This window comes from Ruegeria sp. CG4 (genome assembly GCF_056537185.1).
This window is the reverse complement of record NZ_JBQFRB010000008.1, coordinates 136,258-157,178: the sequence shown is the minus strand read 5'-3', so window position 1 is coordinate 157,178 and position 20,921 is coordinate 136,258. Positions and strand designations below refer to the sequence as shown.

Here is a 20,921-nt window from a genome sequence, read left to right as displayed (position 1 = left end):
GGCTTTTCCCATACTCAGGGTGCAAAGCAACTTTTAGGGAAGAAACAGAGCTATGACACATCGAAATCTAGCACTTGCTGCAGCGATAGTTTCTATGTCTTGCGTGAGCCTGAGTGCCCATGCACAGACCGAAGCGCCGCCTGGGTCACCAGGTGCCACGACAACAATTGATGGCAGGCAATTGCCGCCGCCACCTGCGGATTTCGGTGGCAAGATCGAGCCACAGGCGCTCCAATCTACCGAATACTGGCCGCCCAAAGTGGTGCCGCCGGAGAACGCACCAAACGTCCTGTTGATCATTCTTGATGACGCAGGGTTTGGCATTCCGAGTACATTTGGCGGTGTCATCCCCACAGATACAATGGATGAACTAGCCGCCGAAGGTCTGAGTTTTACCAACATCCACTCTACTGCGCTTTGCTCGCCTACGCGCGCGGCTCTGATCACGGGCCGCAACCACCATTCGGTAGGTTTTGGCGTGATTTCGGAACAGTCTACTGGCTATCCGGGCTACAACAGCATCATCCCCGAAAACAAAGCGACGATCGGCAAAATTCTGTCGGAGAACGGATACGCAACATCGTGGTTCGGCAAGAACCATAACACACCCGCCTTTGCCGCCAGTCAGTCGGGCCCTTTCGATAAATGGCCGACGGGCCTGGGCTTTGAATACTTCTACGGGTTTGTCGGAGGCGACGCGAACCAATGGCAACCAAACCTGTTCCGCAACACGACCCAGATTTACCCCTATGACGGCAATCCGGAGTGGAACATGATCACGGGTATGGCCGAAGATGCGATCCAGCATATTACGCGGCTGCATCAGATCGACCCTGAGAAACCTTTCTTTGTAAAATACGCTCCTGGTGCGACCCACGCACCGCATCACCCAACAAAGGAGTGGGTCGAAAAGATCGAGGCGATGAACCTCTTTGACGACGGCTATGAGGCGCTGCGTCAGACGATCTTTGAGAACCAGAAGAAGCTGGGCCTTGTGCCACAGGACGCAACCCTCACGCCATGGCCTGCGGACAAAATCAAACCGTGGGATCAACTGACTGACGATGAAAAGAAGCTTTTTGTCAGACAGGTCGAGGTCTTTGCTGCTTATGCCGCCTATACCGACCACGAAATCGGCCGCGTTATTGACGCGATTGGTGATCTGGGGCGGTTGGACGATACGCTGGTAATGTACATCAACGGTGACAACGGAACATCCGCCGAAGGCGGTCCAATGGGCACGCCGAATGAGGTTGCCTGGTTCAACGGTATCTCCGCGATGCCTGCCAAAACCCAACTGCAATGGTATAATGAGTGGGGTACCGAAGAGACCTACAACCACATGTCTGCGGGGTGGTCATGGGCCTTTGACACGCCGTTTGATTACTTCAAGCAGAATGCCAACCGGCTTGGCGGGGTCCGCCAGAACATGGTCGTGACATGGCCCAACGGGATCACCGACAAGGGCGGCATGCGCGACCAGTTCATGCATGTGATCGACGTGGTGCCGACCATCCTTGAGGTTGCAGGTATTACCGAACCCGAAGAGGTGGATGGCATCGTTCAGTCCCCGATCGAAGGCACCAGCTTTGCCTATACCTTCGACAAGGCGAACGCAGATGCCCCCAGCCGTCACCGGACACAGTATTTCGAGATGATGGGCCAATGGGCAATTTATCACGAGGGCTGGTTCCTGAGCACCAAGGTCAACCGGATGCCATGGGAAACCCCCAAGACACCGAACCCCGACCCGCTGAACAATCAGGAGTTCGAGCTTTATGATCTCAGAACGGATACAAACCAGCAAAAGAACGTGGCCAAAGATCATCCTGAGAAGGTCACAGAACTGAAAGCGATCTTCATTGAAGAAGCCAGAAAGTATCAGGTCTTCCCGCTGGATGCATCCGTAACAACGCGTCTTGCCAAGCCACGTCCAAGCATCACGGCAGGCCGCAACGAGTTTGTCTATACGCAACCCATGATCGGTGTGCCTCAGGGCGACTCTCCCAGTATCTTGAATTCGTCCTATACGTTCACGGCCGAGATCGAGGTGCCTGAAGGCGGCGCGGAGGGTATGATCGTGACGTCTGGCGGCAGGTTCGCGGGCTACGGGTTCTACCTCAAAGACGGCAAGCCGACTTTCACTTGGAACATGCTCAATCTTGAGCGCATCCAGTGGCAGGGTGACGACGCTTTGACACCAGGAAAACATACCGTCGAGTTCGATTTCAAATATGACGGATTGGGTGACGGAACGCTGGCCTATGGCGACGCCAGTGGCATCGGACAGAGCGGCACAGGCACCCTGAGCGTGGATGGCAAGGTTGTTGCGACCAAGAAGATGAAGAACACGATCCCAGTCATTCTGCAATGGGATGAGTCGTTCGACATCGGGCAGGATACGCTAACAGGTGTCTACGACGACGACTACAAACCGCCCTTCAAGCTGACGGCCAAGCTGGACAAGCTGACGTTGAAAATCGACAGGCCGGAACTTTCGGACGCCGACAAGAAGCGGCTTGAAGATGCCATGCAGCGCGCAAGCGACTAATTCCTGATCAGGGCCCCGTTTCCGACGGGGCCCTGTCATTTTTGAATTCAGTGGAGGATGACATGCAGGATCACCCAACAGCACACAAAACCATCACAACCCGGCGTCAGCTTTGCACTGGAGGGGCAGCACTACTGGCCGCCACGGCTGCTCTGCCGGCAACAGCAGAAGAATCCTCTGACGGCGAGGCGGATTTTCTCTTTGTCCAGACAGCCAAGAGCATGGCCTATTCAGCCACCGAGAACCGCCTCACTTTAAGTGGGGTCAGCCCGGTGACTCTGTTCTTTTCGGATCGTCCAGACCGAATTGCGGGCAACATGAAAACCGAACGCTTTGTCCCTTTCTGGAGCGAAGGCGACGATAGCTTTCTCGCTGTGCCGCCAAACGCCGACCTGTCGATCCTCGAGGATGATGAACTCCTGCAAGTCGTGGTGGAATTGACGAACCCCGTTCTTGACGGGGATGATCTCCACTATACGGTTTCTCGCATTCTCACGGGCACGATGCCGGTGCTTGGGGAGAACACATCCCTTTTCATAGATGTTGTGGGCATGCCCAGAACGCCCGTCTCTGCGGCAGGAGTTCGGCGGCGCACCTACCGGCGTGCGGTTATGTACTAGCAACAGCACGCGTGGTGCGTTGTTAAGATAGGGGGATACTGAATTGGCAAAACCAAGCACCTTGTACTGGTGGCTGGTTGGGCTTGGCTCGATCATCCTCGTCGTGGCAGAGGTCGTGTTTGGCGGCATCCTGCTTCACAGCGAAACAAAGCAGATCACCTCGACAACCCGCGTTCTATTGTTCCTGCTGAGCGGCAGCTTGTTGTCGCTCGCCATGCTCGCTGCGCTGCGCCACTACCTGTTGTCCAGCAATGCCCGGCAGGAAACCACCGACCCTGAGCATGCGCCATCGTCGCGCGGTCTGAGTGTCATCCCCTTGGTGCGGGCAATCCTGATCACCTTTACCGTTATCATTGCGATCCTTGTCGCCCTTGCAGAGCTTGGGGTCAAAATTGCACCGATGTTGGCAGGGGCAGGCATCGTCGGGATCGTATTGGGTATGGGGGCGCAGAGCCTCCTGAAGGATATTCTAGCGGGCATTTTCTTTGTGATAGACGATGCCTTTCGGCTGGGAGAATATGTAGAGATCGGCGAGACACGCGGCACCGTCGAAAAGATTTCTCTGAGATCGATGCAGATCAGGCACCACCGGGGGGCGCTGCAAACGCTCCCCTACGGCACCATTCAATCGGTCAAGAACCTCAGCCGGGACTGGGTCATCTCAAAGCTTGAGTTTCAGGTCCCCCACGACACGGACATCCTCAAAGTCAAAAAAGTCATCAAGGCACTGTCTAGGCAAATCGAAGAGGACGAGTATTTTGGTCCGCAAATGCTCTCTCCTGTTAAGTTTCAAGGTATCTACGGCGTCGATCTCTACGGGCTGACCGTACGTGTCAAATTTACAACCCTGCCTGGCGAACAGTTTCTCATCCGCCGCGAAGTCTACAGGCTGGTGCAGCAAGGCTTTGCAAACAACGGTATCGAGTTTGCTGAACGTACTGTAAAAGTGGATCGTTCAGACGATGTTATTGCCACCGCGGACGACACCGAGGCACCGCGTGTATCGGCCTCTGGCTGACGGCTGACGTACTGGCGCGTCTAATCAATTGTTGTTAGCGCTTCAAAAAAGGACATGGCCATGCGCAGTTTGACTGTATTGGTTGTCGTTGCCGCCGCAATGATCAGCGGCTGCGGTGAACGCGGAACATTGGCTCTGTTGCCAAATGCTGCAACGCCGGCACGCGAAAGGACCATCCTGGTCGCGGCCTCCCGGGCGCCTGCACCCGCGCCAGATTTCTTTACTGAAACCCGTTCCGACCAGACCAATTATTCCAAACTTGTCATCTCGATACCGCCAGCGCGGGAAATCGGGGAAGTGAGGTACCCTAAAGGACAAGATGTTGATCCGAACACGCAGTTCCTGGTCTCTTCTGCCGTGCGGCTGAAAGGCAAACAGGCATTTGTGCGGGCCATAAATGAAGAGGCCGGCAAGCGCGCCGTAGATAACCGCCAAGGATTTGTTTTCGTCCATGGGTTCAATACCAATTCAGCCGAAGCTGTCATACGCGCAACCGCCCTCGCAGAAGATAGCGGACGCGAAGGGGTCGAAATCGTGTATTCATGGCCTTCTGCCGGCCGCGTGTTGAAATACCTTGATGACCGTGAAAGCGCATTGTTTGCCCGTGGATCATTCAAAGAGACCCTCGCCGCCATGTCAGAGTCGCGTCTGACGAACTATCTGGTGGTTGCCCACTCCATGGGAAATTTCGTGGCCATGGACTCCATGCGTGAATTGGCTCAGCAAAATCAAATATCGGTTTTGCGGAAAATCCGGGCTCTTATCCTGATATCTGCGGACCTCGACATAGATGTTTTTCGCACGCAGGCACAACCTGTCCTGGCGCAAGGTATACCCATCATCTTGCTGACAACAAATGATGATCTGGCGCTTAGCCTCTCAGCAAAACTTCGGCGTCAGGGAGATAGGGTCGGTGATATCAAATCCGTGTCTGAGCTTGGTGGTCTGAAGGTTGCCGTATTTGACTTGACCAACATTAAGTCCGGTGACCCGCTGAAGCATTTCAAGATCGGTTCATCTCCGGAAATATTGAAATTCCTCAAGTCACTGCATCAGTCTGGAGGCGGCGTCATCAGCAACGACGCAACGGGACGCATAATTACCGTCGACGCAGAAAAACTTGAAGCTGAGACGGGCATCGTTTTAACGCAGTAACCAATATGCCGGTGCGCGTTCATCGCGTTGTTTCTGCACGTGCTTGATTTCTTCGCTGCAAGCGCGAAACCCAACTCTTGAAAGTGACCACTTTGGGGCTCGGTGCTGCCCAATGCGTCTGCGGCGTTTCTCAAAGAAACAGCAAGCTGACAACGGCCATTCAGACCAACAGTAAACTGAGGCGTCAGCGCTGTGCTGATGTTTGGGTTTGGAGGGAGGTTTGGAGGACGCACTATGCCAAGATTCCAACTTCCCGCTGTCACCCCGAAACAAAGAGCCTGGAACAAGGGCCGGATCATCGGTCAGAAACGGCCGCTTTTCCCGAAACAGGTCTGGGCGATCCGCGCGCGGCTCGAACTGGCCGGCAACCTGCGCGATCTTGCGCTGTTCAACGTGGCAATTGATAGCAAGCTTCGCGGAAGCGATTTGGTGAAACTGTCCGTCAGCGATTTGGTCAGAGATGACCGCGTTCGCGAGAGGGTGTCTGTGATCCAGAGCAAAACCCGGCGACCCGTTCAGTTCGAACTCTCTGAAAACACGCGGGATACCATTGCCGCATGGATCAAGTCGCCGGAAATGATCGGCTGCTGTTTCATGTTTCCCAGCCGGTTTCATGACCGCCCACATATCTCAACCCGCCAATATGGCCGACTTGTGCGGGATTGGGTTTCTGCGATTGGGTTGGAACCCAGCGGCTACGGCACCCATTCGCTGCGCCGGACCAAAGCAGCGGAAATCTACCGCAAAACCGGGAATCTCCGGGCAGTTCAACTCCTGCTCGGACACACAAAGGTAGACAGCACTGTCAGATACCTTGGCGTCGAACTTGAAGATGCGCTGAGCATTGCCGAGCAAATCGACATTTGAACCACGTTGGCGGACGGCTCGCGCCGTTCGCCAATCCTGAGCGGACCTGCGTGCGAGTCGCAGCGGTGGGTCGGGCCGAGCCCAAAGCGCCGAATTCTGCGGTCTGCACGAACTGGAAGAATGCGGACAAACCGGCCTGATGCTGATGCAGCGATCTTCGCGGCCGCGCGTCCATCACATCACAGAACACGTCGTGGCAATGCTGCGCGATTTCCCGAAAGCGGACATTCAAGCCTGCCAAATCGGCGCAATTCAAAACCGGTCATCCGCTACGCGATTGTCGAGCGTCCGAGTTGCGGACGAAGTAGTCATCAGAAGCTGTGGCTAGTATTCACGAGACCCTGGAATGCTCCCGCATGCGAGTATCAAGTTCGATATCTCAATGATGATTGGCATCTAACTAACGCCTTTACGTGATTGAGCCAAATCAATGCATCAAAGCACCAAACCGGTAGCATGAGATGGCTTAAGAGGGTGATACATGATTGCGATCGAAGATATTGAAGACATGTCTGCGCTGACGCGGGTCGAGATTGAAGCGCTAGCTGAACATGAGCATATCACAAAATACGATGCTGCTCTTATGGGCGAATACTTGATGCATACGCATCACGGGCCCCAGAAGGTGCATGAGATGATTTGCGACGATATTCGCGCCGCGTTGCACAGAGATGACTTGCAGCATGCAACAGAGCTCTTTGCGGTTCTGCGCGGTTTTCTGGCCGAAAATCCCGAAGCCGCCCGAGGCGTCCGCAGATAGGCCAGACAATGGTCAAATGCGCGTGTGCCGGCACTGTTAGCTGCCGTTCTCGGCACTCTGTTTTAGCGACCGCTAAGCGGACTATTCGGCCATTGATTTGTCGAGCCAATTTGCTGCTACGAGACGTGCAAGACAAAGCGTGCTAAAGTTGTAAGAGTATGTGTTTTTCTGCAAATGCCAGTTTTGCTGTAGGCGGCGTCTTGATCGCAAGTAGCGCGATCACAATGCCGCTTGCTTGGCGGGTCGGTGTACGTTTCTTACCGCTAGCGACTTATCCACTTTTCTTTGGAATGCAGCAGGTTGCGGAAGGTTTTGTGTGGCTAGGAATTGAAAAGCACCAAGGTTATGAAAGTGTCTCAGCGGCGATGGTTTTTCTGTTCTTTGCGTACTGGTTTTGGCCAACTTGGGTGCCATTTTCAGCTGCTGCTTGCGAGCCGTACCGTTTTCGGCAACGCCTCTTCATCGCCTTTACAGTTTTGGGCATTGCTGGAGGGTCGCTCTTGTACCTGCCTATCACCTTGAATCCAAGCATTCTGCAGATTGACCTCATTCACAATTCGATCCGTTATTTGAATCCGGAGATGTTCACTAATGAAACGAGCAAAATGGTGGCGCGGGTGATTTATGCCGTGATCATCTGTGTCCCGCTGCTGTTGTCTTCTCACCCTAAAATCAGAGTTTTTGGACTTCTTATCCTGATCTCAGTCTTGGCCGGCTTTTTCTTCGCGTCCCACGCTTTCACATCGATTTGGTGTTTTTTCGCGGCCGGTCTTTCCGCTTACATGATTGTTGTACTGCGGTCACTGGAAAAGAAAACTGGAACCGCTCCAGCCCTCTAATTCTCTTCTTACCGCATCGGCTGCAGGCTCCGATTGATGTCTTATGGAGCGACTGTTCTGGGCTCTGAGCAGTCGGTCAGCCATGATAGTCCCAGCGACAGCTTCGGAATTCCGAATGGCGGCCTAGGGGGCTAAGCTAATGCAACGGCAAAATCGTCTCAAATCTCATAATGACCGCTTTTGGGTCTGGGTTGGATAGCGAACCGCCGCAGCGCCGCAAGTCCGCTTTGAGCCCAAAGCGGAAGTTCACTCGCCTAAGGTGAAACGAGTGGTTTTGGACGATTTTGCATTAGCCTGATCCCAAGTAGCAGAGACAAACATCCAAACGCCAATCCCATTGCGAGGGCATTGGCAACGAAGACACCGCCAAACAGGGATATCGCTGTTTTTCCCGCCTGCTCGATAGACGTATCTACTACGATCGATACCCAGTCTTGCAGGTATAATGCGAACAGGACCGAGAGCCCTACGGGCGAAATGATAAGCGCTGTACCGAGAGAGGCCAATCCTCGCCCAAGGACGGCTCGCAGTGTTGACCCTTTTAGTACTATTGCAGCTGTGGAAGTAAAAACGACAAGTACAGAGAACAAGACTAGCAACATGTCCATAATTGCGGGTAGGTCTTTCGAGACCGCCCCAGTGACGGCCGAGGTGAAGGGCAATAGAACGAAGGTAACAAGCCATGCAGCAAGGAGCCCTGTGAATAGCTTTGGCAACATGCCAGACGAACGGCTACCACCGCGGTTTTCAGGTTGTATGGGCAGAGCCGGGTCAATCTGATTCCACTGCACAGACATTGGTTTTGCACGAGAAAGCATAATAGCCCCCTTGGATTATTAAATTTGAGACGACCCAGCCGGCCGCTTGTTCATGGGAATCTGGCAGGCCGGAACGGAGTTTCTTTCGGCGCTTGGAGTAGTATTTGCGTCTTCTGGACATGCCGACGCGCGAACATTGGTGTCCTTGCCATTTCAAGTGATGAACAACCTGATTACGTAAGCGACAGTCGCTAGGCAAAAGACGCTGCCCAACCAGATCGCGCTGAACCAGAAAACTTGCTTTTGCAGTTTCAATGGAAGCTCTCCTCTGGATCGATCTTCCCGCGGAAAACCCAATACGTGTAGGCGGTGTAGGCCAGGATCACAGGCAGCAGAACGACGGCTCCGACCAGAGCAAAGGCCAAACTGCTGTCCGGCGCGGCGGCTTCAGCAATCGTGAGGCTTGGGGGTAGCATATAGGGATGAAAGCTGATCCCAATGCCGATGAAGCAGACGACGAACAAGGCAACGGCGCAGAAGAAGGGCTGATAGTCGCGCTGTTCTTTCAGGCCGCGATGAAGCATCCAAGCAATGAGAGCAACAACAGCCGGCACACACACAGAGAAAACGACACCGGGCCACGAAAACCATCTGATCAGATAGATCGAGTCTTGGAATGGGGTCAAAAGACTAACAAGGCCGATCAACGCGAGCGTCATAAGCATCAGCGGGCGGGCATAAGAACGCATCCGGCGCTGTATCTCACCCGTTGTTTTCATATTGAGCCAGGTCGCGCCCAGCAAGGCATACCCGATCACCAGGGCCACTCCGGTCAGCACTGAGAATGGTGTCAGCCAATCCCACCATCCACCTGCGTACTGCCGGTCCTCGACCGGGATGCCCTGAACCAGCGCGCCAAGCGCGATGCCTTGGCAGAAGGCAGCCACGGTTGAACCACCGTGAAACGCGACATCCCACAGCCAGCGCCCACGCACCGTTCGCCACCGGTATTCGAAGGCCACACCCCTGAAGACGAGCGCAAGCAGCATGATGATGATCGGCATGTAGATTGCGGGCATCACCACGGAATAAGCCAGCGGGAAAACAGCGAACAAACCTCCGCCGCCCATGACCAGCCAGGTCTCATTCCCGTCCCATACTGGCGTGACCGAGTTCATCATGACATCGCGATCTTTGTCAGTTTTCGCGAAGGGGAACAGGATTCCAACTCCAAGATCGAAACCGTCCAGGATCACATAGGTCAGAACGGCAAAGGCAATGATGCCTGCCCAGATTGTCGAGAGTTCAAGCATTACACCGCCTCCGTCAAAGTAGAGATTTCAATGGGTTTGTGACTTTTCTGGATATCTTCGACAGGTGGTTTCCCCATAAGGCGCAGCATGTAGAACGTGCCTGCTCCGAAAACGGCGAAATACACGACGATGAAGGCTATCAGAGACGCGGCAACTGTAGGTGCATCCACTTGTGAAAGGGAGTCCGACGTCCGCATCAGCCCGTATACCGTGTACGGCTGGCGCCCCACTTCGGTAGTGATCCAACCGGCCAGTACCGCCACGAACCCGCTGGGCGCCAATAGAACGGAGGTCCGGTGCAGCCAGCGATCGTCGTTGAGGCGGCCGCGAACCCGTTGAACAAGCGACCACAGGCCAACGCCCAACATGGCAAAGCCGATAGCGAGCATCACGCGGAAGCTGTAGAAGACGATCGCGACCGGTGGTTCCTCGTCGTCGGGGATAGTGTCCAGCCCTTCAAGCGGGGCATTGGGGTCATGTTTCAGAATCAGCGACGAGAGTTTCGGAATAGCGATGGCATAGTCCACGCGCTTCTCATCCTCGTTTGGAATACCAAAAAGGATCAGTGGGGCACCTTCGGGATGGCTGTCGAAGTGACCCTCCATCGCCATCACTTTCTGCGGCTGATGCTCCAGTGTGTTCAGACCATGAAGGTCGCCGGCGACGATCTGCAGAGGGGTGACCAGAACGGCCATCCACATTGCCATCGAGAACATTCGAGTGACCTCGGCCGTGCGATTGCCGCGTAGCAGGTGCCAGGCCGCAACCCCGGCCACCACAAAAGCAGTGGTGAGATAGGCGGCAAGAACCATGTGTGTCAGGCGGTAGGGAAAAGACGGATTGAAGACAATCGACCACCAGTCAACGGGAATGAACTGCCCCAGTTCGTTGATGTCGAACCCGGCCGGGGTCTGCATCCAGGAGTTGACCGAAAGGATCCACGTAGCCGAAATCAGAGTGCCGAGGGCGACCATCGCCGTGGCCATCATGTGCAAGCTGGGACCGACGCGTTCACGACCAAAGAGCATAATGCCGAGGAACCCAGCCTCAAGAAAGAAGGCCGTCATGACCTCGTAGGCCATCAAGGGTCCGATTACGGGACCTGCGGTGTCCGAGAATACGCTCCAGTTCGTGCCGAACTGGTAAGACATCACGATGCCGGACACGACGCCCATGGCAAAGCCTACGGCGAAAATCTTTTTCCAATAGTTGAAAAGGTTGAGGTAGACCTTGTCCTTGCGCCATAGCCAGAGTCCATTGAGAACGGCCAAGAAGCTTGCCAAGCCAATGGAAAAGGCCGGGAAGATGATATGAAACGACACAGTAAAGGCAAACTGGATGCGTGCCAGGGTCTCTGCGTCGAAGTTTGCGAATAGGTTCATTGCCGTTTCCTTTGGCATTGGGTTGCAAAGTGCGGCAGTGAACAGGGGTGTCTCGGCTGCCAACTCGTCGATGTCATTCAGATGAGCCGTATTTGGGGTGGTGTCTGGTTCAGTTCGTTTGGGTTCTGGACGGTTGTTTTTGGGTTTTGGACAAAACCCTGGTCGAGATGGGCGACTGAAATTTGAAACCGCGAGCGCCTGGTACGTGTGACGTTCGAAGGCCCAAAACAAAGTTGCCACCCAGCTCGATTGCAAGCTGGGTGGCAACCTCTCAGAAACTGTGCGAGTTCTGTGGGGGATGGTCAGTCAAACTGCGTCCGGATGCTAACAGCGCAGGCTGACCGGTCAGGTTTGTTCGGCTGTGCTTCTCCTTTTTTGCTTCACTGGGGGTGGTGTCTTAGTCGTTCCAGTCTTTGTGTTCTTCTTTGAAGTCGTCGCGACGCTCTTGGGCTTCGTCTTGCGCGTCTTCGAAGTTGTCCTTTTGGATCGCACCGCCCACGGCACCAACCGCGGCACCAGCGGCCGCGCCACCTACGATGCTTTCGCCTGCGATACCGGCGACAGTGGCACCGACAACTGCACCCTTGATCGCCTTGTCGGTGACGTAGTCAGCTTGAGCTGTTGCCGCCATGGTGATCAGAAGTGCGCCTGAGATCGGGGCGACAAAGAATTTATTCGAGGTCTTCATAGGGTTCATCCTTGTTCTGGGTTAGCAACCACCGCGGCTGCTGTGTGCCATTGAACTAGGTGACCCGATGGCCCGCTTTCTTTTGGGGACGGGACAAGGTTTTGTGGATCTTGGACATCTTTCGACCCCCGGTGCCAGTCCCTCTAGCGGCCAGCTTTACGGAATCTGGCAGGCGTTTCACCTGTCCAGCGCTTGAACGCCACCGAAAAGGCGGCCTGATCCGCAAATCCAAGCATGAAGGCTACGCGGGCAACACCTTCACCGCTACGCAGCATGCGTTTGGACAGGTCGCACAGCACACCTTCCAGAAGAGCCTTAAAGCTTGTTCCCTCGGCAGACAGGTGCCGGGTCATGGTGCGTCGCGTCAAGCCAAGCTCTCCGGCTATATCGTCGCCGTTTGGTATCGGCCCAGGAAGACGCTCCCCGAGCATGTCCATAATGCGGTCGGATAGACTGCGGACGGCACCGGGTTGAGCCTTCAGCTGTTCTTCCCCGTGCCGACGCAAATGCCCCAACAACGTGGGGTCCGCAGTCGGGATCCGAAAACTCATGCCGTTTGGGGGCAGGGCCAGGGCATATCCGGCTTTGAGCCCTTCGACGGGACAGCCAGCAAGTTCGGCCAACTTCTTGCAATGCTCGGTATCGTCCGTTTCCAGTTCAATCGAGATCGGGGCAAGCCCACCCGAGGTGATCTGTTGAACGCGTTTATAAAGGCCGAAGATCAGCATTTCGCGGTGGCGCGGGTATTGATGTGCTGGGATCACATTGCTTTCCAGCGTAATCCTTGGCTCACCAGGTGCTCCTACGATGTCCAGGCGCAGGTCGGGGTCTTGCATTGCATAAAAGCGCTGCGTCAAAGCCAGCGCGTCTTCCACCGTTTCGGCCGCCCGCACGATGTAAGCCAGAAGGGTACCAGGACCCTGTGCCGACAGCCCCACGCGAGCTGCAAAGGTTTTGTCTTCCAGAACCCGGCACGCAGTTTCAATTGTACCCGCCTCATGAAGCAGCTCGACGGTGGCGTCTGGGCTGCTGCCGATATCAACGGGCACCCCAGCCATCTCCAAGACCTCAGGAAACGGAATGCGCGCTCCGGGTTCTTGCGAATAACGCAGCCCAACGTTTTGCAGTCTGTAAGCGCTGATGCGTGGCATTCTTACGTCCTCCCCTGACTTGCACGCAACTCCCTGCAGTTACTGGAATTGTCCAGAAGCCAATAACAAATGTCCAGAACCCTCAGGATCGCAGGCGCGATGACGGTTAGGTCCCGGTCATCGGAAAGGAAACGACCATGATCTACTTCGCAAGGTACTACCGCGTACTGAAGGCAATCCAAAATTCCGCCAAGCAAGAGTGGTCCGGGGGAAATATCCACGGTCTACACAGTGCGCCATTTGGCGAGAAAACACCGAACGGACGTCGTTGGGATCCACCCTACGCCCCGCAGGAACAGCCCTCAGAAACCACACAACAACCAACCGAGAATTGACGTTCTCAAGACACTTGAAACCTACACGCGCAGCTTGGCTGCGCAACAAAAGGACCTGAAACATGAAACCACCCGCGTTCCTGATGGCGCCCTTAGTTGGCGTCATTTCAACTCCGGCCTTTGCCGCTGGTGGCGATCCCAGATGGTGGGTCGCGCCCAATCAAACCGACACCTATGCATGGGTCGGCTTGGTCGTTCTCGCCCTTGCGATCCTGCTGGTCGTTCACCTCTATGCGCGCTTTGAACGTTACACCGAACACAAATCAATCGGCACTCCGCTGCGTACAACTATTCCGACGATGCTTACAGTAGCTTTGGCGTATGAGCTGATGCCGGCCCTCAGCCACTTCAGCAATCTACTGCCGGGCGCCCTAATCCTGACCGCAATCGCCCGCGACTTTATGTTGTGGTGGCGCCCGTCGAATGAGGAGTTGGTGAAATGATCGAACTGCTCGTCACATCCTTTCCGTTTGTACTGCGCGTGATCTATCTGAAGTGGCGCGGGCTACCGGTCACTCTGTACAACGTTCACCGAGCGCTTTTCATGTGGTTCGTTCTGGCACTGATCGTGTTCTTCGCAGTTTTCTACTACTACCCCAAATCTTACACTGGTCTTGTGCCATTCAGAACTGTTCCGGTCGTTGCCGAGAACGGTGGAACAGTAACAGATATCTACGTAAAGGGCGGTGATCGTGTAGAACCGGGCGATCCGCTGTTTGCAGTCGAGAATGCGTCGGAACAAGCAGCAGTAGATTTTGCAACCCGTAAAGTTGAGGAGATAGAAAGCGCGAAACTGGCAGCTGAATTGCAGGTCCAAACTGCTCAGGCCTTGGTGGATGCCGCAGTTACCGCCAGAGAACAGGCTGAGCTGGTGCTGATGGATCACGAGGCACTTCAAGCAAAGGGCTCTGCAGCATTTCAAGTGAGCCAGTTGGAACGCGCCCAAGCTACCTTGAGCACTCGGGAAGCAGAGGTTGAGGCTGCGGAAACGCAACTTGGTGTGGCTCAGGTGCAGGCGACTGCCGTTTTTCCGGCCCAGCTTGCATCAGCACGCGCGTCGCTGAAGCAGGCCCAGGTCGAGCTGTCCAAGACTTTGACACACAGCACTGTCGACGGCGTTGTTGAACAAGTCACCCTGAATGTCGGTTCGCGCGCAGCGCAAGCAGCGATGAGCCCCGCAATGCTGATTGTACCGGATCGGAAAGATACAGAGAAAGGACGCATCGTTGCTGGTTTCTCGCAGGTTTCTCGCACCGAACTGTACGAGGGAATGGCCGCAGAGGTGGCGTGCGAAAGCAACTTCAACATCTCGATGCGCAATACCGTTCTTCCTGCAAGGATCGTACGTATTCAGGAGCAGATTTCTTCCGGTCAGCTAGCGCCTAGCGGTCGCCTGATTGAGCCCAGTGAAAAGGCGAAACGGGGTCAGATCGTTGTGCATCTCGATCTGGTGCACCCAGAGCACCGCGAACTTTTGGTTCCAGGTAGTGGTTGCATTGTACAATCCTACACCACCAATTTTGAAGGCGAAATGGAAGGAACACTTGTCGCCCACGGGATTCAGGCCATGGGTATCATCAAGGCGGTCGGTCTACGGGTTAAAGCTTGGTTCGGTCTGACTTCGGGTATCGGCTTGATCGGTGGTGGTCACGCCTGACTTTCCAACTCCATCCATTTTCAACAAATGCGGCTCCCAACAAATGTTGGGAGCCGTTTCGGCAATTTGCAGACAGATCGCACGTAAAATAAATGCGAGTTATGTGACGGCTTTCTGCCACACGGCTAACGATTTGATTGTCCGCTCAGGTGATCTCATGCAGGAAAATGACAACCACATACAGTAGGCCGGAATGTCCGTTTCGTCCGCATAGCAGGCCCTAGCGCAACGTGCAGCGAATGACTGCTCCGAGCCATTTTGACCAATGCTGCGCGGTGTCCCAATGACAGTAATGCGCAGGAAGCAGACTTTGCAAAATTCGATTAGTTCTCGCAGGTGGTCTTTAAAAGAAGTGCTTATGTCGCCTTCTAAAACACCAATCTGGCATCCGCAGAATTCATTGAGGTATGCAATGCGCGGCATTCAATACTCTTTGACACGTATGAATTCTGAATCGATCACACCGAAGGACAAGACTGCTGACACATGCCTATTGGCCTCGGTCGACCTATCCGCGTCACGATATAGGAAATGGCATTGTTCTCTCCCCTGATGGACCGAAGGAAGCCTCTGACAAATAGCATCGTCTTTGATACTCCAAGTCCCATTGAGAGGGATACCATTCATCCAACCAAATTCCATTTCGACCGTTCCGTCAGCTCTTCGTTCTTCTGAATATGGCGCTCCAAATGGGCCTGTCGTGAACTGTTCTTCGAACTGATCGGAGTACAATTCAAGTAGCTCATCGTGCCCGATGCGGTCCCTTTCGCGCCCCTTGTCGTAACTATAAGGCCATTCAGGCAATCCAGACGCCAACATTGCTTCGGAATAGATTATGAATAAATTAGGATCATCATAAATTTCGAACCATGGCTTCATCCACATCACATTCAGCCATACGTTATTGGTCAGAAAACGCTGGATATATTCACGAGCCTTTTCGCTGTCGCCTTCGCGGAAAAAAGCTTCCGCCAGAAATCTAAAATGCTGTTCGCGCAGTTCGTTCTCCGGAATGCTAAGCAACAACGAAAGCGCCTTCTGGCTGTTGCCCGCCCGGAGTAAATTCCAAGCCAGATCCCCTTTGTCGCCCGAACTGAGGCGCGCAGACAGCGCCTCGTACTGATTGAACGCCTCAATGGCCTGTTCGTAATCGCCAACCGCATTCAAAGTGAGCCCGTGCACAAGCCTAAGGCCTGGTTCGCTTGGGCTGTTGAAAACTGCGGCTCTCGCCATAGACAAAGCGCGGTCCCTTTGGAGTTGCTGCAATAGCAATCTGACCTGCAATCCAATAGCGACTGAATTTGAGGGATCGGCGCTGAGCACATCTCGGATAATAGTCTTTGCTTCGTCCAGTGCGTCCAGCGTGAAACGTATTGTGTTGTAGCTTCCTTCCCAGATTTGAAAGTTGGCTTCTGCATATCCAAGTTTTGCCGCAACAAAGTTTGGATCTAGCGAGATTGCTTCCTCGTATAACGGCAGGGCTTTACCGATATCCGTGAAATCCTTGCTGTGCAGCAACCTATCGGCGTTTGCATAGGCAAGAAATGCGTTTTGGTCAGTTGTGGGCGTCTCTTCAAAAAAACGGCGCTCGACCGGGTTGAGTTTGAGCTTCAGCGCGCCAGCTGCTTTGAATTTCAGGTCGCTGACAAGGTCGAACAGCCGGTCTTTTTCCCCTTCTACAACTTGCTGCCAGATGACGCCGTCGCCGCTTTCTGTTGCATCTCTGAGACGCGCACGGATTTCGATTTCGTTTTCGCGTGTTCTGACTGACCCATCGAGAACATACCTGACATCAATGTCCCGTTTCAGGTCCGCTAACGTGACGGCGATACCTTTGTACCGCATCGATGTACTGTACGAAGCAGAAGGCAACTGCCTAAGCCTGCCGTATGATCGGAGAAACAACTCTGTCACGACATCCGCTGAGACCTTGTCAGAGCTTGTTTCGGCCGTAAACGGGACGATCAATATTCCATCGTCGGGATCACCGAAGCTCGGAGTCCAGATTGAACCGATGAGGACACTCAAACCCACCAAAAGAACAACCGCTGCGGCAACCATAGGTTTTCCGATCCGGCTTGAGATCGGGTTTGCATCGGCAAGAATTTTGCCGGCATCACCTGGGTCAAGAAGCACTTTGAATGCTTGTATTGGCTCCGAAAGGTTCTTGACCTTGTTGAGCCCGACGTCGGCAAAGCCAAGATCCAGTTTGCCTTTCACGCTTTTGAATACCGTATCCGAGATCTTAATCCCGTTGGGCTCAGCCAATCCTTCCAGGCGGGAAGCGACGTTCACCCCTTCCCCAAAAATGTCGTCTCCCTCGACGAGAACGTCACCGAGGTTGATCCCAATACGATAAGAGATTCGTTTATCCGCATCCTGATCACGTTCGTGAATAATCATCGCGCGTTGTACCGAAGCCGCCCATGAAACCGCGTTTACGGCACTAGCAAACTCAATCAGTGCACCGTCTCCCATGGTCTTCACTACTCGACCGTCAAACTCGATCACCTTTGGGTTAATGATCTTATCCAGGACAGTTCTTTGCCGCGCGAGGGTTCCGGACTCGTCCAACTCCATTAGTCGGCTGTAGCCAACCATGTCGAAAGCCACTATTGCGGAAAGTCTTCTAATCTCATTTGACAAAGACACCTCCAACCCGTTGCAAACTTAGTGTAATGGCATTTTGGTCCGCTGTCCTATCCCGATAAGTTAGGACGTAAATCCGTCCAACATGAACTCTTTCGTGTGCGGCTGTGGCAAGTTCATTGAACATCTTAGTTGAAAGGATTTTTGGTCAACTTGTCTGGATTTCAGGAATTGCAAAATTTTGGCGCCAACGTCCGGTTTGGGCTGCAAATAGTCCTTGATTGTTCAGCCTTCGATGGCGACTTTGTCCGCTAAGCCGGAATTGCAAAGTCTTGAATTGAATGTCCGCTTCGGGCTGACTGTGGTCCTTTGGAGTAAAAATGCGGATGTCTGCAAAGTCCGCAACTCGGACATTGGCACCCGAAAATTCGCTGCGCAGTGAATGAACGACCGCTTTTCTTTCTGCGATGCGGCTCATGGATATGGCGACTAGTTTGCCGCGTCTGCGAGGTTCGGAGATGGAGCACTTCCGCTTTGGGCTCGGAGCCGCCTAATGCTCACGCAGAAATGGCGTGCCAAACTGTCTTTGGACTGCGGACATTCCGCCGCCTCGTAGAATCGCCTTGTCAGCACGGTGCTGATGACTGGGCGTGGAGGGGGGATCGGAGGGCATATCATGCCAAGAGTCCAACTACCCGCCGTAACCCCAAAACGCAGAGCGTGGAACAAGGGGCGTATCATCGGCCAGAAGCGCCCACTCTTGCCAAAACAGGTCTGGGCGATCCGCGCACGCCTGGAACTTGCGGGCTACCTTCGCGATCTGGCTTTGTTCAACGTCGCCATAGACAGCAAACTGCGTGGATGCGATCTGGTCAAACTCGCAGTGGCTGATCTCGTCAAGGATGACCGCGTCCGAGAGCGTGTTTCAGTGATCCAAAGCAAAACCAAGCGCCCCGTTCAGTTCGAACTGACTGAAAACACAAGGGACTCTGTCCTGGCATGGGTGAAGTCGCCCGAGATGCTGGCTTGCCCGTTCATGTTTCCGAGCCGTTTCCACGACCGACCACACATCTCGACGCGCCAGTACGGTCGGCTTGTCAGAGACTGGGTGGCTGCAATTGGCTTGGAACCAAGCGGATACGGAACGCATTCGCTTCGACGGACCAAGGCGGCAGAGATCTACCGGAAAACGGGAAATCTCCGAGCGGTTCAGCTTCTGCTCGGGCACACCAAGGTCGATAGCACAGTCAGATACCTCGGCGTCGAACTTGAAGATGCGCTGAGTATCGCCGAGAAAATCGACATCTAGAGTACCTTGGCGGGCGGCAAGTGCCGTTCGCCAATCCGGACCGGGCGTACGTTCTCGGCGCAGCGATGGTTACAATCGAGCCCAAAGAGACCGCTTCTGCAGCGGGCATCAATGTCAGCTTCTCTGGTGGTGGCTAAAGCAACTGGTTCGAACTGTGGCCTGCATTGTCAACAATGGTCTTGGCGGCGCGAACTTATTGAGGTCAGCGGAATGAACTGACACCACTTTCTATCTGAGCTCCGAGGTAAAGACGAAGAGGTTTATTCTGCAAGTCATTAAGGTCGAGTGCGCCAACCGATCTTACGGACCTGTCCTGCGTCAACACCTGTCTAAAAACCCAGTTGTGTCAGAGCGGCCCGACCGGTGTTTCGGGCCAGGCCCTCAGGCAGCGGAAAGGCTGCAAAAAACTGGTCCTGATTGGCGTCTGGGCGGCGGGAACGGGCGCGGGACGCAAAATGCCTTGCCTCATTGCTGTTGCCGCAAGCCTCATGGGTCATCGCCGCCAACATGTCTATGAGGAAATGAGCACCGAGTGTGCGCGCGGACCTGTCCGCCCATTCGGCGGCACCGGCCCAGTCTTGTCGATTGACCCGGACCCACGCTTTCATGCCGTGCATCCCGTAAAGAAGCGGGTCTAGCGGGCTGAGACGCGTGGCAAGTTCGGATGTGCGATCAATACTGTCTGAACTGATCCCATTCAACGTTTGAACAAGACCAAACGAGTAATGGCCCTGGGCATAGTTTGGATTCAGTTGGACGGCCCGTTCCAAGTGATGCGTCGCTGACTCCAAATCATGCAACATCCAGTAACTTCTGCCGAAAACAAAATTGCAAAAGGGATCGTCGGGGGCAAGCTCCATAGCCCTTTCGGCGGCGCGCAGGGCTTCCTGTGCGGCGGCCCCGCGATCTTCGTCAAAACTTGTGAAGGCACGTTGAAAGGCGACAAATGACAGACCCGCATGCGCGCGGGCAAAATCGGGAGCCCTTGAGAGGGCCTCCTGAAAATACTGAGCCGACCTGGCGTTATCTTCGGAGGTGAAACGGTAAATTTGGTTGAGACCAAGGTGAAAGAAACTCCAGGCATCTAAAGCTTCGGTATCAAGCGCCTTGGCTTGAATGGCCTGATGGCGCGGCACATGCATTTCCGCAGCAGAGACAACGGAATTGGCAACAGTTGCTTTGATCGTAAAGATGTCATCCAGCTTGCCGTGAAACCTGTCGGCCCAGATAACCTCTCCTGTCTTGGACGATGTCATGACCGGAGACACGGTTACGCTTTTGGCGCGGATCTCTACGGACCCAGTAACAACGTAATCGACATCCAGCCGCTCTTGCGCTTCCCTCCCGTCGGCCACTTGAAAGCTAGAAGCCCGTGCAATGACCGTCAGCGACCGGGTCAAAGACAGAGTAACGATCAGCTCATGAGCCAAGGCAGGGGCAATGATCGTTGCGCGGTCCAAGTCGCCGAACGCACTGAACGGGAGCACAGCGATAGACGGAGCCGACCCCTCCGCTGATGAAAAGCCGGCCATGTCGGGGTTCATTCGCTTCACGACCGGAACTACCAACCTATAGCCCCGGCCCCTTACCGTGCGAATGACGCGCTGGTGTTCGCCGTCATCTCCTATTGCCGCGCGGGCCGATCGGACACGGCTGGCGATCGCCGCATCTGAGATCGCTGCCCCGTTCCAGATCGTATCAATTATGTCTGTCTGAGAGGTCAGACCTTCGCCGTTCTTGACCAGCAACTCCAGCAGCAGGAAGACTTGCCGCTCGACAGGAATTTCCTGTCCGCCGCATCGCAGTTCAGCCGAACCCGTATCCAGTTCAAAATCACCAAAACAATAAATCATCGCTTACAATAACATCTCTACAGGATTTCTACAGATGTTCTGCAAGCTCTGACGCCAAAGCTGGAATAGAGTTGAT

General features: G+C 54.4%; 18 protein-coding genes. 10 read left to right on the top strand and 8 right to left on the bottom strand.

Annotated elements, in window-relative coordinates; all coding sequences use genetic code 11:
• Window positions 1-103: 103 nt before the first annotated feature.
• The 7 genes from ACR0J2_RS18810 to ACR0J2_RS18780 all read left to right on the top strand — a co-directional run bounded on the left by ACR0J2_RS18810 (window position 104) and on the right by ACR0J2_RS18780 (window position 7,810).
• On the top strand, window positions 104-2,551 hold the full coding sequence (locus ACR0J2_RS18810; RefSeq protein ID WP_480813477.1) for an arylsulfatase: 2,448 nt from the start codon (window positions 104-106) through the stop codon (window positions 2,549-2,551).
• Window positions 2,552-2,613: 62 nt separating this feature from the next.
• Window positions 2,614-3,171, top strand: a complete 558-nt coding sequence (locus ACR0J2_RS18805) for a hypothetical protein (RefSeq protein ID WP_216601677.1) — start codon at window positions 2,614-2,616, stop codon at window positions 3,169-3,171.
• A 115-nt stretch (window positions 3,172-3,286) separates the two neighbouring features.
• Window positions 3,287-4,189: a mechanosensitive ion channel family protein gene (locus tag ACR0J2_RS18800; RefSeq protein WP_480813476.1), complete on the top strand. Its 903-nt coding sequence runs from the start codon at window positions 3,287-3,289 to the stop codon at window positions 4,187-4,189.
• A 60-nt stretch (window positions 4,190-4,249) separates the two neighbouring features.
• Window positions 4,250-5,344: an alpha/beta hydrolase gene (locus ACR0J2_RS18795; RefSeq protein ID WP_171676740.1), complete on the top strand. Its 1,095-nt coding sequence runs from the start codon at window positions 4,250-4,252 to the stop codon at window positions 5,342-5,344.
• A 234-nt stretch (window positions 5,345-5,578) separates the two neighbouring features.
• The gene (locus ACR0J2_RS18790; RefSeq protein WP_480634875.1) at window positions 5,579-6,211 is read left to right on the top strand and encodes a tyrosine-type recombinase/integrase; all 633 of its coding nucleotides are present in this window, start codon (window positions 5,579-5,581) and stop codon (window positions 6,209-6,211) included.
• 481 nt (window positions 6,212-6,692) lie between these two features.
• The gene (locus tag ACR0J2_RS18785; RefSeq protein ID WP_281971844.1) at window positions 6,693-6,971 is read left to right on the top strand and encodes a hypothetical protein; all 279 of its coding nucleotides are present in this window, start codon (window positions 6,693-6,695) and stop codon (window positions 6,969-6,971) included.
• A gap of 158 nt (window positions 6,972-7,129) precedes the next feature.
• Window positions 7,130-7,810 (top strand): DUF6629 family protein, encoded by a 681-nt coding sequence (locus tag ACR0J2_RS18780; protein ID WP_480813475.1) that lies wholly within the window; start codon window positions 7,130-7,132, stop codon window positions 7,808-7,810.
• 971 nt (window positions 7,811-8,781) lie between these two features.
• Here the strand turns inward: ACR0J2_RS18780 and ACR0J2_RS18775 are convergent.
• From ACR0J2_RS18775 to ACR0J2_RS18755, 5 genes are all read right to left on the bottom strand, one after another.
• Window positions 8,782-8,883, bottom strand: a complete 102-nt coding sequence (locus ACR0J2_RS18775; RefSeq protein ID WP_480813474.1) for a DUF2474 family protein — start codon at window positions 8,881-8,883, stop codon at window positions 8,782-8,784.
• Window positions 8,880-9,881, bottom strand: a complete 1,002-nt coding sequence (cydB, locus tag ACR0J2_RS18770; protein ID WP_480813473.1) for a cytochrome d ubiquinol oxidase subunit II — start codon at window positions 9,879-9,881, stop codon at window positions 8,880-8,882. The genes ACR0J2_RS18775 and cydB overlap by 4 nt, the downstream gene beginning before the upstream one ends.
• Window positions 9,881-11,263 (bottom strand): cytochrome ubiquinol oxidase subunit I, encoded by a 1,383-nt coding sequence (locus ACR0J2_RS18765; RefSeq protein WP_480813472.1) that lies wholly within the window; start codon window positions 11,261-11,263, stop codon window positions 9,881-9,883. Before ACR0J2_RS18765 ends, cydB begins: the two co-directional genes overlap by 1 nt.
• A gap of 397 nt (window positions 11,264-11,660) precedes the next feature.
• A complete protein-coding gene (locus tag ACR0J2_RS18760; protein WP_480813471.1) occupies window positions 11,661-11,951 on the bottom strand; it encodes a hypothetical protein in 291 nt (96 codons plus the stop codon).
• A 143-nt stretch (window positions 11,952-12,094) separates the two neighbouring features.
• Complete coding sequence (locus ACR0J2_RS18755; protein WP_480813470.1) at window positions 12,095-13,102, bottom strand: helix-turn-helix domain-containing protein; 1,008 nt, start codon at window positions 13,100-13,102, stop codon at window positions 12,095-12,097.
• A gap of 397 nt (window positions 13,103-13,499) precedes the next feature.
• On the opposite strand from ACR0J2_RS18755, the gene ACR0J2_RS18750 reads away from it, so the two are divergent.
• Together ACR0J2_RS18750 and ACR0J2_RS18745 are read left to right on the top strand one after the other, a co-directional pair.
• The gene (locus ACR0J2_RS18750) at window positions 13,500-13,880 is read left to right on the top strand and encodes a hypothetical protein (RefSeq protein ID WP_170613811.1); all 381 of its coding nucleotides are present in this window, start codon (window positions 13,500-13,502) and stop codon (window positions 13,878-13,880) included.
• Window positions 13,877-15,094, top strand: coding sequence for an HlyD family secretion protein (locus ACR0J2_RS18745; protein ID WP_480813469.1), 1,218 nt, complete (start codon window positions 13,877-13,879; stop codon window positions 15,092-15,094). Before ACR0J2_RS18750 ends, ACR0J2_RS18745 begins: the two co-directional genes overlap by 4 nt.
• 423 nt (window positions 15,095-15,517) lie before the next feature.
• Here the strand turns inward: ACR0J2_RS18745 and ACR0J2_RS18740 are convergent, their stop codons facing one another.
• Together ACR0J2_RS18740 and ACR0J2_RS18735 are read right to left on the bottom strand one after the other, a co-directional pair.
• Window positions 15,518-17,740, bottom strand: coding sequence for a tetratricopeptide repeat protein (locus ACR0J2_RS18740; protein ID WP_480813468.1), 2,223 nt, complete (start codon window positions 17,738-17,740; stop codon window positions 15,518-15,520).
• Between the two features lie 151 nt (window positions 17,741-17,891).
• On the bottom strand, window positions 17,892-18,161 hold the full coding sequence (locus tag ACR0J2_RS18735; protein WP_480813467.1) for a hypothetical protein: 270 nt from the start codon (window positions 18,159-18,161) through the stop codon (window positions 17,892-17,894).
• A gap of 198 nt (window positions 18,162-18,359) precedes the next feature.
• Between ACR0J2_RS18735 and ACR0J2_RS18730 the strand changes: the two genes are divergently transcribed.
• Window positions 18,360-18,992 (top strand): tyrosine-type recombinase/integrase, encoded by a 633-nt coding sequence (locus ACR0J2_RS18730; protein WP_152460026.1) that lies wholly within the window; start codon window positions 18,360-18,362, stop codon window positions 18,990-18,992.
• Window positions 18,993-19,321: 329 nt separating this feature from the next.
• Here the strand turns inward: ACR0J2_RS18730 and ACR0J2_RS18725 are convergent, their stop codons facing one another.
• Window positions 19,322-20,845, bottom strand: coding sequence for a winged helix-turn-helix domain-containing tetratricopeptide repeat protein (locus ACR0J2_RS18725; protein ID WP_480813466.1), 1,524 nt, complete (start codon window positions 20,843-20,845; stop codon window positions 19,322-19,324).
• Window positions 20,846-20,921 lie beyond the last annotated feature (76 nt).